Genomic DNA, 13232 nt, shown 5'->3' on the forward strand with positions numbered 1-13232 from the left:
CCATGTATCGCAATGGCAGGGTGATGCAGGCGGGCAGGCGCGCGGGCGTGTTTTCGCTTGCGGTACTGCCCATGTGGATCGGCGCATGTCTTGCGCAGGACGCCAGTATCGATCCGGCGCTGCGCGAGAAGATCGAGGCGCAGGGGCGCAAGCTCGATGCCATGCGAAGTCGCATGGCCGAGCAGTTGGCCGAGCTGGAGCAGATGAAGCGGGATCTTTCCGCGCAGGAGGCACAGTACGCCGACCTGCGCAAGGCGGTGGGCCTGAATGCATTGGACGATGCGCGCGGTGGTTCGGCCGCCGTGGCAACGGCGTCAGGTGATCCTCCGCCGGTCGGATCGCCTGTACAGGCCGTTGCAGCCAGTCCTGTTGGCAGGCGGCCTGAGCAAGACGAGCGACCGCCCGAGGTGGCGCCGATCTTCGACCAGCCCGGCGTGCTCACGCCGCGCGGCAAGCTGATCGTCGAGCCTTCCTACCAGTACGGCTATTCATCGGCCGACCGCGTGGCGCTGGTGGGCTATACGGTGATCCCGGCCATTCTTATCGGCCTCATCGACGTGCGTCAGGTGAAGACCACCACGCAGACGGCGGCGGTGGCATTTCGCTATGGCCTCACCCATCGCATGGAGCTTGAGGTTCGCATCCCGTATGTGGATACGCATACCGACACGATCAGCCGTGAGATCTTCACCGGTACGGCGCAGGACAGTCTCTACACCACCAGCAGCAAGGGCATCGGCGATATCGAGGCGACGCTGCGCTACCAGCTGAACGATGGCGGGGCCGACAAGCCGTACTACGTGGGTTGGTTGCGTGCCAAGTCGCGAACCGGTCGCGATCCATTCGAGGTGACGACCGATTGCATCACGCGGTGCCTGGAGAACTTCACCGGCACGGGCCTGCCTGTCCAGAGTCCCACGGGTAGCGGATTTTATTCGGCACAGGCGGGTGTGACGTGGCTTTACCCGTCTGATCCGGTCGTGTTCTTCGGCAACGTGAGTTATCTGCACAACTTCGAACGCCACAACGTGAGCCGCAACGTGTTGCTGGAGGGCAAGCAGTTCCTCGGCAATGTCAAGGCGGGCGATATTGCCGATGTGAGCGTCGGCATGGGGCTTTCGCTGAACGAGAAGGCCTCGATCAGTATCGGTTACGACCAGAGTTTCGTCGGCCGCACCACGCAGAACGGAAATTCCGTGCCCGGTTCGGCACGCGTGACGCTCGGTTCGTTGCTGCTTGGTGGCTCCTATCGATTCAACGACAAGGAAACACTGAACGTGACGCTAGGCGTTGGCGTGACTCGCGATACGCCGGATTCCACGGTGACGGTGCGCTTGCCTATAACGTTGTGAATGCATCTGCGCAATGTTTTCACAATGTATTCACTGAACGATTTTGCAACACTCGCAAGTTCCCGTGCACGTCTTGCACACATAAGGGCTCGTTAAGATTTCAAACGGGGGTTCGAACACACACTATAAAAACCTGCAGGGAGTTTTCTTACATGCGCACTCGTCACCATCGTTTCGGCAAGGCCACGGCTGGCCTCGCATTCGCTTCACTCGCTGTCTTCGGTGCCGCTGCGCATGCGCAGGACAGTGGTTACGCCAAGAAGTCCCAGTCCCCCGCGCTGGACAATATCAGCCTGTGGGTGGGTGGTTACTACACCAACAACGACACGAACATCGGTGCCCACACCGATATCCTCAACTCGCGCGGCAACCTGAATCTAGAGCACGACCTCGACTTCAAGAAGCACAAGACCGTGCCGCGCGTGCGTCTCGACTTCCTCATCGGTGAGCACCAGGGCTTCTCGTTCGACTACTACGAAGTCGATCGCGACCACTCCAAGACCCTCTCCGATGGCATCAACTTTCTCGGCACGCCGATCGAAGCCACCGCTCGCGTGAAGGGCGATCTCAAGTTCACCTTCGGCAGCGCCGCGTACAAGTGGTGGTTCGGTACCGGCAACGACGTGTTCGGCGTCGGCCTGGGTGCGGCTTACTACAAGGTGCACGCGAGCATCTACGGTTCGGCCACCGTCAATGGCGACGGTTTTGCCGATGGTGCCAGCGCCAACGAAAGCGCCTGGGCGCCGAACCTGCAACTGGGCTGGCGTCACGCGTTCAACGACCAGTGGCGCATGTATGTGAATGCGTCGGGCGTGAAGAAGAACGGTGGCAGCCTGAATGGCCACATCTACGACGCCGCCATCGGTCTTGAGTGGTTCCCGTGGCAGAACGTGGGCTTCGGTGCGGAGTACGCGTACACGAAGATCAAGCTCAACCAGGACAAGCGTCGTTACGACCTCGACCTGGACATGAAGCTCACCGGTCCGGCTGCTTACGTCCGCCTGCGCTTCTGATTGCCTCGTTTGCTGGATACAAAAAGGCCGCCTTCGGGCGGCCTTTTTTCTGCGTCGCGCGGACCGGATACCGCTGACCTGTAGGAGCGCGCCTGCGCGCGACAAGGTTTTCGCAGCGACCCGCCTACCGAAGGGCGAGCCAACCGTGCCGGCGATTCCTGCGGAGCGATGGATGCGTTTTCGCGAGCACCCATCGCGGATGCGATCCGCTCCCACACCTCCGGTAGCACCGTTGCATTGTAGGAGCGTGCTTGCGCGCGACCGTTGGTATCGAAACGATAATGATGTTCGCGATGACCGGTCGCGCGCAGGCGCGCTCCTACAGGGGTGCGGGCTTCTTGCGGGTGGTCAGCCAGCCGCCGCCGCATACCGCGGCTATCAGGAGTGCATCCAGCGACCAGGCGGCCCAGGGGCGTGCGTCGAACCAGGGCGCCGTCAGGTGATCGTGCGCGATCATCCTTGCCGCCGTCCAGGCGATGGCGCCGGCGCCGATGTAGACGATCACCGGGAAGCGGTTGATGAGCTTCAGGATCAACGTGGACCCCCACACCACCAGCGGCACGCTGATCGCCAGGCCGAGCACTACCAGCACCATGTGGCCCTTGGCGGCACCGGCGATGGCCAGCACGTTGTCCAGGCCCATCAGCGCATCGGCGACCACGATGGTGCGGATGGCGGCCCAGAAGCCCGGGGCCGGCGCGATAGCGGGGTCGTGGTCGTCCTGCTTCAGCAGCTTCCAGGCAATGGGCAGCAGCAGCAGGCCGCCCGCCAGCATCAGGCCCGGGAGCTTCAGCAGCCAGATCACCACGAAGGTGAGGGCGATGCGTATGGCGATGGCGCCGAAGGTGCCCCAGAACACGGCCTTGGTCTGGAGGTGCTTCGGGAGATTGCGGGCCGCCAGCGCGATGACGATGGCGTTGTCCCCGGCCAGCACCAGGTCCAGCAGCACGATGGCCGCCAGGCCGGAGAAGAATTCGGGGGTGAGGAAATCCATGGGGCAGGTCCTTCGCGCGCTGAAGACAAATGCGGCGGCGACGGGTACGCGCGCCCGTCGTCACCGCAAAAGTCTCGTTCCCGGCGCGAAAGCCGCTGCGACGACCGGGACGCGATGGAGCGTCCGTACTGACGATCGGCGCACACGAGGCAGGATGCCTCGCGGAACTACTCCCTCTTGGGCTGTAGTGGGCGGCATTGTCCTCCGTCGGTTGCGGCGCGGCAAGACTGTCTGCAAGGGGACCGGCTAAAATCGTGGGCTTTCCCAACCCCTCACGAGTGAAGTCCATGAGCGCACACGATATCCGTTCCGCCACGCGTCCCGATCCGGACCAGCCGCTGGTGGACATCGCCAACTACGTGGCCGACTACAAAATCGACTCGCAGGAGGCCTACGACACCGCGCGCTACATGCTCCTCGACTCGCTGGCCTGCTCGGCCCTGGCGATGAAGTTCCCGGACTGCGTGAAGCACCTCGGCCCCATCGTGCCGGGCGCCACCCTGGAAGACGGCGTCCGCGTGCCGTTCACCTCGCATGTCCTCGATCCGGTCCAGGCCGCCTTCGCCATTGGCACCCAGATCCGCTACCTCGACTTCAACGACACCTGGCTGGCGGCCGAGTGGGGCCACCCGTCCGACAACCTGGGCGCCATCCTCTCGGTGGCCGATTACCTCTCCCGCAAGGCGGTGAAGGAAGGCGGCAAGGCCCTGACCGTCCGTGACGTGCTGGGCTACGCCATCAAGGCCCACGAGATCCAGGGCTGCTACGCCCTCCAGAACAGCTTCAACCGCGTGGGCCAGGACCACGTGATCCTGGTGCGCCTGGCCTCCACGGCGGTCACCACGGCGATGCTGGGCGGCAACAAGGACCAGGTCACCACGGCCGTCTCGCACAGCTGGATCGACAACGGCGCCCTGCGCACCTACCGCCACGCCCCGAACACCGGCCCGCGCAAGAGCTGGGCTGCCGGCGATGCCTGCCGCCGCGCCGTCACCCATGCCATCAATGCCGTCTACCGCAACGTGGTGGGCTATCCCTCGGCCCTGTCGGCCAAGACCTGGGGCTATTACGACGTGGCCTTCAAGGGCAACGCCTTCCAGTTCGAGCGCCCCTTCGGCAGCTACGTCATGGAGAACGTGCTCTTCAAGATCAGCTTCCCGGCCGAGTTCCACGCCCAGACGGCCGTGGAGTGCGCCATGAAGCTGCACGCCCAGGTCGGCTCGCGCATCGACGAGATCGAGAAGGTGGTCATCGAGACCCAGGAAGCCGGCGTCCGCATCATCGACAAGACCGGCCCGCTGGCCAATTACGCCGACCGTGACCACTGCATCCAGTACATGGTGGCCGTGCCCCTGATCTTCGGCCGCCTCACCGCCGACGATTACAACGACAACGTGGCCGCCGATCCGCGTATCGACGCCCTCCGCGACAAAATGACCGTGGTCGAAAATCCCCAGTTCACCAAGGATTATTTCGATGCCGAAAAACGCTATATCGGCAATTCGGTTCAGGTGTTCTTCAAGGACGGTTCCAGCACGGAAAAGGTTTCCATCGATTTCCCCATTGGCCACCGCAAGCGCCGCGCCGAAGGTATCCCCGTGTTGCTGAAGAAGTTTGAGGCCGCGCTGCGGGCCGAGCTCCCGGCGGATCGGGTTGAAAAGATCCTGGCCCTTACTTCTTCTCCGGAAAATCTTGACTCAACCCCCATTCACGAATTCATGACGCTCTTCACGGCTTGATAATGGCTGTGACTCAAGTATGAACGGCGGTTTTTAGCACGTGTTCAATTGTTTGATTTTTGCTAAACTGCCGCCGCCCGTTGAAGGGGTATCAAAGCGAGGGACGGCCGAAGTCCCCGGATTCGATAAGAGTTCTACGCGCGATTTCCGTCTGGGGTGGAGCGCGGACGCGAATACCAATAATGAGGAGACACCGATGAAACGTAAGGGCTTGTTTTTGCTGATTGGTTTGGCCCTGGGCGGCGTGGGTGCCGTTCACGCGCAGGAATCCGCCGACACGGCGGGTAACGGCTATGACGGCCGCTGGTACATCGCCCCGACGGTTGGCGGTTACTACAACGACACCGACCGGAACACCAACAGCCGGCAGGTCTATTACGGCCTGGGCTTCGGTAAGTTCATCTCCAACAACGCTTCGATCGACATCTTCGCCGATCGCACCAAGCGTGATAACGATGGCAATGGCCACTGGGCCAACAACAGCTACGGCGTTGCCGCTCGCTTCTACGCTGGTGCGTGGGACAGCTGGCGTCCGTACCTGCTCGCCGGCGTGATGGGCTCGTACCACCACAACCCGTCGAACAATGGCTGGTCCCCGGCCGCTGAGCTCGGCGTCGGCGTGTCCAAGACCATCACCGACAGCTCGGACTTCCGCGTGGAAGCCGGCTACCGTTACGACTGGGACGACAAGACCGTCCGCAGCGAGAACGGCTACGGCGACTGGTTCCTGGGCTTCTCGATCGTCTCGCGCTTCGGCGAGCCGCCGGCAGCTCCGGCCCCGGCCGTTGCTCCGGCCCCGGCTGCTCCGGACTGCTCGACCCTCGACAGCGACGGCGACGGCGTGAACGATTGCGACGACAAGTGCCCGGGTACCCCGGCTGGCACGATCGTCGGCCCGGATGGTTGCCCGCAGAAGGTCGTCATCGACCTGCGCGGCGTCAACTTCAAGTTCGACCGTCCGAAGAAGGGCGAGACGAACATCGGTCCGTCGCTCCAGGAGCCGACCAGCGAGTCGCTGGGCGTCCTCGACCAGGCTGTCGACACCCTGCAGCGTTACCCGCAGGTCAAGGTCACGGTTGCCGGTTACACGGATAGCGTTGGTAAGGACGCCTACAACCAGGGCCTGTCCGAGCGTCGCGCCAAGATCGTGTTCGACTACCTGACCTCGCACGGCATCTCGGCTGACCGCCTGGAAGGCCCGATCGGTCACGGCAAGAACAACCCGATCGACACCAACGACACGGCCGAAGGTCGTTCGCGTAACCGTCGCACGGAACTGCAGGTTCAGCAGTAATCCAGGCACGATCGGTAGCTACATAAAAGAGCCCGGCGAAAGCCGGGCTCTTTTTTTGCGCCCTATCTTCTGTAGGAGCGCGCCTCGCGCGCGACCGGATACACAGCAGAAATGAACCCGCCACCCCTTCTGTAGGAGCGCGCCTTGCGCGCGACCGGGCGAGCGGGAATGTCCCATCGGTACGGCACGTCCGGTCGCGCGCGAGGCGCGCTCCTACAGGGGGATATGGTTACCAGGCGTAGCGCAGGCGGCCGTACCAGTAGGCGCCGTTGGTGCCGATGGGGGAGATCACGTCGTAGGGGAAGTTGCCGGCATAGGCGATTTCCGGGATCGACCTGCGCGGGTACTGGTCGGTGATGTTCTGCCCGCCCAGGGCCACCGAGAAGCGCTCGGTCACATGCCACTCGGCCTCGGCATCCAGCTGCCAGCGGGCGCCATAGGTCTGCGTCGGCACGTCGCCACCGCCGAAATCGAACACGCGGGTGGTCGCGCCCTGGCGGGTGAGCCGGCCCAGCAGCGACCAGTGGGGGCTGTCCCATTTCGCCATGAAGGCACCGCGCTGGCGGGGCGCCGCGCTGGTGAGCGTGTTGCGTTCTTCTAGCCCGAACAACACCGCATCGGCACCCAGGGCCGCCAGTTCCGGCGGGGTGTCCTGCACATGCCGGATGGTGTTCTTGTTGTAGCTGTACGTTGCGGTCAGTGTCAGGTTGCCGCCATAGGCTGCCTGGCGATAGTTGGTCACCAGTTCGGCCCCACGGGTGCGGGTATCCACCGCATTGGTGAAGAACGAGACGCTCTGGATGCCCTGCACGCCGAAGCGGGAGGCGATGTAGTCCTCCAGGCCATCGGGAGCGATCTTCTCGGACAGCGTGATCCGGTGGTTCACGTCGATCTGGTAGATATCCAGCGAGGCATCGAAGCCCTGGCCCAACTGGGCGGTGAGGCCCAGGCTGAAGTTGCGCGACTTCTCCGGGCGCAGCGGCCTGGCCCCCAGTCCCTGGGCCACGGGGTCGTTGACCGAAAGCACCCGGCTCTCCACCAGCTTGCCGTCGGCCCCATAACCGGTGCCGGTAGATTCGAACCCTTCCTGGCTCAGCGAGGGGGCGCGGATATTGCTGGAGATGGCGCCGCGGATGGCGAGGGCGTCGGTCAGGGCGTAGCGGCCACTGAGCTTGCCCGTCCAGGCCGAACCGAAGTCGTTGTAATGCTCGTAGCGGGCAGCGGCGTCGGCAAAGAAGCGATCCGTGACGTCACCCGAGAGATCGACATAGGCCGCGCCGACATTGCGATGCAGGTTGGCCGTGTCCTGCGGCGTGATGCCACCGCCGGCCTGGGCACCGGTCGGAGCGCCGACGGCCGGCCCTACCGCATACGATGCCGGATCGCCCGCATAGGTATTGAAACCCTCGCGGCGGAACTCGGCGCCGGTGGCCAGGGTAAACAGCTTCGAGCCCCATTCGACGGAGCGGCTGAGGTCCAGGTTGGCCGTGCCCTGGGTACTCTCGTACTTGCCGACGTGGAAGAAGGTGGGGCTGGCCGTACCCAGGGAGGCATTCACCGAGTCGCGCAGGTCGTAGTCGAAGCTGTTGCTGCCCCAGGTCAGGCTCCCATCGATGTCCCACTCGCCCAGCCGACCACGCGCACCGGCCGTCAGGTTGAGGTCGCGGTTATAGCCGAGGGACTCCGGGCGGTAGCCGTTGGGGTAGATGGACGGCACGTTGGCAGGGTCGTCCGGATAGCGGAAGTAGTTGTCGCCGATGGTGCGGCGCTGGGTATAGGTGCCGAAGGCATAGCCCTTCACGGTGTCGCCGAAAGGCAGCTCGGCATTGAACCAGCCGCTGTAGCTCTCGTTCTGGGGGTCACCCGCGGCGTAGTTGCGCTTGCCCTGCAAGGCCAGGTTGGCCGGGCTCTGGTTCTCCCAGGGCGGAATCTGGTCCGGGCCGGCGCGGTTGGTCGCATCGTGGTTGTTGCTCTCGATACCCGAGCGGAGGAATCCGCCATCGCCGCCCAGCTTCGTGCCCGCCTTGGCGCTGACGAAGCTGCTCTGGCCGTCCGTGATCTCACGCCCCAGCGGGCGGAAATTGGTGTGGAAGGCGCCGTAGCTGGTGGTCACCTCGCCGCCCTCGGGGGCGTCATCGAGGATGATGTTGATCACGCCCGCGATGGCATCGGAGCCGTACTGGGCGCCTGCGCCATCGCGCAGCACCTCGATGCGCTTGATCGCGCTGATGGGGATGGCGTTGAAATCCACGGGCGTGGTGCCGCGCCCGACCTTGGTGTCGCTGTTGACCAGGGCCGAGGTGTGGAAGCGCTTGCCGTTGACCAGCACCAGTACCTGGTCGGGACTCATGCCACGCAACTGGGCCGCGCGCACGTGATCGGAGCCGCCCGAGTTGGACTGGCGGGGGAAATTGAACGAGGGCAGCAGGTTGGTGAGAGCCTGGCCCAGCTCGCCGTTCACGGCACCGGCGGAGCGCAGGTCCTCCGGGGTCAGGACGTCCACCGGCACCGGGGAGTCGAGAACGGTGCGATCCTTCGCGTGCGTGCCGGTGACCACGACCTGCTCGAGGGTGGAGGCATGGATGGGCTCGGCCTGCTGTGCAACGACGCTCGAAGCGGGCAGGGCGAGGGCCAGGGCGAAGAAAAGACGGGTGTGACGCATGGGTGTTCCTGACAATACGGGGCCTGCGCCGCCCCGCTAAAAGGGGGGCGGCGACATGGATGGGTACGATGATTGGCGCGGCGGGTCAGCCGCGCAGGAGGGCATCCGGCCGACATCGACCGGCCACGAAACGGCCGGTGCTGATGTTTTGACGGACAGGATGCGGAATCACGTTAAGGCCCCTGTGGCGGGTATGCGTCGCGCCACTTTTCCTATTTGTTGCATTGCGGTGTACGCTGTGTCAATACATCGGACACATAGCCGTATGGACGTCCGTTTGAAATATGCAGGTGCAGAGGTTTCGATGAAGCGTTTCCGTGGTGTTCTTCTCGCCGCCGTCATGGTGGCAACATCGGCCTGCGCCGCCACGGCGCCCCAGGCAACCCATACCGCCCAGGTCGCCACCTTGAGCGGCGATGCCGCCCATCCGGGTGCCACCCAGGGCTGGGTACGCACGGAGCTGTACTTTGGTCTGGGGTTGGAAAGCGGTGGCGGTATCGATGAGGCGGGCTGGCGCGAGTTCCTCGATCGTGAGGTCACCCCGCGATTTCCTGACGGCCTGAGCGTGGTGGACGTCTACGGACAGTGGCAGGGCAAGGATCAGGCGGCACCTGAGCGGCTACGTTCGAAACTGATCGTGCTGCTCTACCCGGATTCGCCGGCGCATCGCGCCGATGTCGATGCCATCCGCGTGGCCTGGAAAACAAAGACGGGCGACCAGTCGGTGTTGCGGGTGACCCAGCCGGCCGAGGTGTCGTTCTGATGAACACGGCAGTTGCCCCGCGCCGCCGTTTCGGCGGCGGTGATCTCAATGGCGTGCTAGGTCTCGTCGTAGACAACCTCTCCCTGCTGGCCTTTCTGTCCGTCGCCCTGATCGGCATCTTCGGCATGCCGGCCGACCTGGTGTTCCGTCGCATGTTCCCGGGCACGGCCTTTGGCGTGCTTCTGGGTAACCTCGCCTATACATGGATGGCTCGTCGTCTGGCCGCCCGAACGGGTCGCGAAGACGTGACCGCCATGCCGCTGGGTATCGACGCACCCACAACCATCGGCATGGCACTTCTGGTGCTGGGCCCGGCGTTTGCGGGCTACCGCCAGTCGGGCATGGATGCCGTCGCGGCGGGCGAGGCCACCTGGCACCTGGGCATGGCGTCCCTCGTGGTGATGGGCGTGCTCAAGTTCGTGCTGTCGTTCTTCGGTGCCTGGGTCCAGCGTTCCGTACCGCGGGCCGGCCTGCTCGGTTCCATCGCGGGCATCGCCCTGGTGCTCATGGGCCTGCTGCCCCTGATCGAAATCCTGCGCGTACCGGTGGTGGGTTTCGCCGGCCTGGGCATCGTCCTCTATGCGCTGGTAGCGAAGCGGCGACTGCCGTTCGGACTGCCCGGCGTGCTTGCCGCGTTCATCGTGGGTGTCGCACTGTATTACGGCCTGGGCCCGTCGGGCCTGCTCGGCAGTGGCTACCACGCCCCCGCCGCGTGGACGTGGCGCCTGGGCCTGCCGCTGCCCAGCCTGGGCTTCCTCGATGGCCTGCCGGCCACCGTGCCCTATCTGCCGCTGATCCTGCCCTTCGGCCTGCTGATGGTGGTCGGCGGCATCAACGTCACCGAGAGTGCCCGTGCGGCCGGTGACGACTACTCCACCCGCGACATCCTGCTGGTGGAGGCACTTGCCACCCTGGTGGCGGGTATCTGCGGCGGCGTGGCGCAGACCACGCCCTATATCGGCCAGCCGGCCTACAAGGCCATGGGCGCACGCTCGGGCTATACGCTGGCGACAGGCCTCATCATTGGCCTGGGCGGTGTATTCGGCTATCTCTCCAACCTGGTCGAGCTGCTGCCGGTGGCCGTGCTGGCGCCCATCCTGGTGTTCGTATCCATCAGCATCACGACGCAGGCTTTCGAAGCGACGCCGGTGCGTTATACGGCCGCGGTGGTTTTCAGCTTTTTCCCCGCCATAGCGCGACTGCTGGCGATCAAGCTCGGCGATCCGTCCATCGTCGATCCGGCGCATTTCGCTTCGCTGTACGCGCAGAACGGGCAGGGCGTATCCGACATGGCGGTGATCGTCATCCTCGGCAACGGCTTCATCATCACCTCGATGGTGTGGGCAAGTTTCGTCGTGGCGATGATTGACGGACACGTACGCAAGGCGGCGGGCATCGTTGCGTTCGGCGGCGTGCTCACGGCGTTCGGCATCATCCACTCCGTGCAGCCGATCGGCTCGGTGTACCTGCCGTGGCTGCTCGATGCCACGTCACGGTCACTGGTATGGCAGTTCGTGTCGGCGTATGCGGCTCTGGCCGTGGTGCTGCTTGGCCTGTCGTTCGCTCCGAAACGGCATTGAGCCCGCCACACCACCAACACGCACCCATGTAGGAGCGCGCCTTGCGCGCGACCGGTTGAATCGAAACGATGATGATGTTCGCGACAACCGGTCGCGCGCAGGCGCGCTCCTACAACAGCCTGCGATCACGTTCGACAGAGGCGGCGGGGGCGGCCCTTGGCGCGACTTGATGGAGGTGAGGGGAGTGGGCGGAAAAGGCCGTAAAGCGGGGCCGGCCAGGAAGGCCGGCCGTTTTCGCCGAGGCACGGAGGCCGAGTCGAAAAGCCCCGCCCGCTCCCCGGGCCCGAAGGGGCGCAAGCCATCAAAACACTGAGCCGCGCAGCGGCTCCTCCTTTCCCGAGGGACACCGCAGGCCGGAGCGACAAGGGCCGCCCCCGCCGCCTCTGCAACGCCACGCCACAGGCGCCGAGCGCGAGGCTGATAGGCGAGCCCTTCCTACGGAGCGAAACACCACACGGGCTGCGTTTGTACGGAGCGGAACATCGCCAATGCGATCGGTTCCCATCCCTTCGGTAGGGACGGCTTTGCTTACTACGGAGCGTTACGTGTCAAACGGTCGCGCGCGAGGCGCGCTCCTACAGGGGTGGGGTTGATTTGGGGGTGGGGTGGGCCCATGGTCTGGGGTTTGCACTGGAGACTTTTCATGGCGCTTTCCGATCTCACGTCCTTGCCGGGTGTTACGGCCAAACCCGATGCGGTGACACACGGTTATGTGTTCAACCATACGATGATCCGTGTGCGCGATCTCGATGTATCGCTGGATTTCTACACACGCGTGCTCGGCTTTACGCCGGTCTACAAGAACGTGTTCGACGAAGCCGCGTTCACCATCGTCTACCTCGTGCTGGTCGGCGATACCTCGGTCATTCCCGACGACGATGCCGCGCGTCGCGAATGGGTGCTGCGCCAGCCGGGTGTGCTGGAACTCACCCATAACCATGGCACCGAAAAAGAAGCCAAGACTCCTTACCACAACGGCAACACCGAGCCGCGTGGCTTCGGCCACCTGTGCGTCAGCGTGCCGGACGTGAACGAGGCCTGCGCCCGTTTCGAAGCGCTGGGTGTTACCTTCCAGAAGCGCCTCACCGACGGGCGCATGCGCCATATCGCCTTCATCCGTGATCCGGATGAATACTGGATCGAAATCCTCCAGCCGACCCCGCTGGCGGTCTGAAGGAGCTGTATCGATGCTGTCACGCCTGTTGCCAGTGACCCGTGCCCTGCTGGTGGCGAACATCCTGGTGTATGTCCTGCAATGGCTGCTGGGTGACGACCAGACGCTGGCGCTCACGCGCTGGTTTGCCCTGTGGCCGCTCGGGCCCGATGTAGTTTTCTCCAATGCGGGCGATACGCTGGGTTTCCGCCCGTGGCAGGTGATCACCTACGGCTTCATGCATGGCAGCATCATGCACATCGTGCTGAACATGTACGCGCTGTACATGTTCGGCAGTCTGCTCGAAGGCGTGATGGGCGCGCGCCGTTTCACCATCTACTACTTCACCTGCCTGGTGGCTGCGGCTTTGGCCCAGCTGGCGGTGGTGTACTTCTTCGAACAGGGGCGCATGTACCCGACGGTAGGTGCCTCGGGTGCCATCTTCGGCCTGCTCGGTGCTTTTGCGATGCTCTTCCCGCGGGAAAAGCTGATGCTGATCCCGATCCCCGTGCCTATTTCGGCGTGGTTGTTCGTGGCGCTCTATGGTGCCGCGGAGCTGATCTTCGGCATCACCGGCACGGTGGCCGGCGTGGCGCATTTCGCCCACCTGGGTGGGCTTATCGCGGGGCTCGCATTGCTCTGGGCGTGGGGCGTGCGACCGCCGCCACGCCAGAGCGCCTGA

At 64.2% G+C, this 13232-nt stretch carries 10 protein-coding genes; 8 read left to right on the forward strand and 2 right to left on the reverse strand.

The genetic code is table 11. From position 1 onward, the window contains the following. Nucleotides 1–2 precede the first annotated feature (2 nt). Nucleotides 3–1352: an acetate kinase gene (locus KR767_RS11955; protein ID WP_250876470.1), complete on the forward strand. Its 1350-nt coding sequence runs from the start codon at nt 3–5 to the stop codon at nt 1350–1352. A gap of 152 nt (nt 1353–1504) precedes the next feature. Then, on the forward strand, nt 1505–2365 hold the full coding sequence (locus tag KR767_RS11960) for a porin family protein (protein WP_250876471.1): 861 nt from the start codon (nt 1505–1507) through the stop codon (nt 2363–2365). Nucleotides 2366–2684: 319 nt separating this feature from the next. Here the strand turns inward: KR767_RS11960 and KR767_RS11965 are convergent, their stop codons facing one another. After that, on the reverse strand, nt 2685–3359 hold the full coding sequence (locus KR767_RS11965) for a TerC family protein (protein ID WP_250876472.1): 675 nt from the start codon (nt 3357–3359) through the stop codon (nt 2685–2687). 287 nt (nt 3360–3646) lie between these two features. On the opposite strand from KR767_RS11965, the gene KR767_RS11970 reads away from it, so the two are divergent. Continuing rightward, on the forward strand, nt 3647–5098 hold the full coding sequence (locus KR767_RS11970) for a bifunctional 2-methylcitrate dehydratase/aconitate hydratase (RefSeq protein WP_250876473.1): 1452 nt from the start codon (nt 3647–3649) through the stop codon (nt 5096–5098). A gap of 196 nt (nt 5099–5294) precedes the next feature. Then, a complete protein-coding gene (locus tag KR767_RS11975; RefSeq protein ID WP_166947710.1) occupies nt 5295–6392 on the forward strand; it encodes an OmpA family protein in 1098 nt (365 codons plus the stop codon). A 229-nt stretch (nt 6393–6621) separates the two neighbouring features. Here KR767_RS11975 and KR767_RS11980 read toward each other — a convergent pair whose 3' ends face one another. After that, nucleotides 6622–9054, reverse strand: a complete 2433-nt coding sequence (locus KR767_RS11980; protein ID WP_250876474.1) for a TonB-dependent receptor plug domain-containing protein — start codon at nt 9052–9054, stop codon at nt 6622–6624. Between the two features lie 304 nt (nt 9055–9358). On the opposite strand from KR767_RS11980, the gene KR767_RS11985 reads away from it, so the two are divergent. The 4 genes from KR767_RS11985 (at nt 9359) to KR767_RS12000 (ending at nt 13232) form a co-directional block, all read left to right on the forward strand. Continuing rightward, nucleotides 9359–9817 carry a DUF3574 domain-containing protein gene (locus tag KR767_RS11985; protein ID WP_166947714.1) on the forward strand — a complete coding sequence of 153 codons (459 nt, stop codon included), beginning with the start codon at nt 9359–9361 and terminating at the stop codon, nt 9815–9817. Next, the gene (locus tag KR767_RS11990; protein ID WP_250876475.1) at nt 9817–11397 is read left to right on the forward strand and encodes a hypothetical protein; all 1581 of its coding nucleotides are present in this window, start codon (nt 9817–9819) and stop codon (nt 11395–11397) included. Before KR767_RS11985 ends, KR767_RS11990 begins: the two co-directional genes overlap by 1 nt. Nucleotides 11398–12040: 643 nt before the next feature. Beyond that, nucleotides 12041–12571: a lactoylglutathione lyase gene (gene gloA, locus KR767_RS11995; RefSeq protein WP_250876476.1), complete on the forward strand. Its 531-nt coding sequence runs from the start codon at nt 12041–12043 to the stop codon at nt 12569–12571. Nucleotides 12572–12584: 13 nt separating this feature from the next. Continuing rightward, complete coding sequence (locus KR767_RS12000; RefSeq protein ID WP_166947720.1) at nt 12585–13232, forward strand: rhomboid family intramembrane serine protease; 648 nt, start codon at nt 12585–12587, stop codon at nt 13230–13232.

This window comes from Luteibacter anthropi (genome assembly GCF_023699965.1).
Lineage (GTDB): Bacteria > Pseudomonadota > Gammaproteobacteria > Xanthomonadales > Rhodanobacteraceae > Luteibacter > Luteibacter anthropi.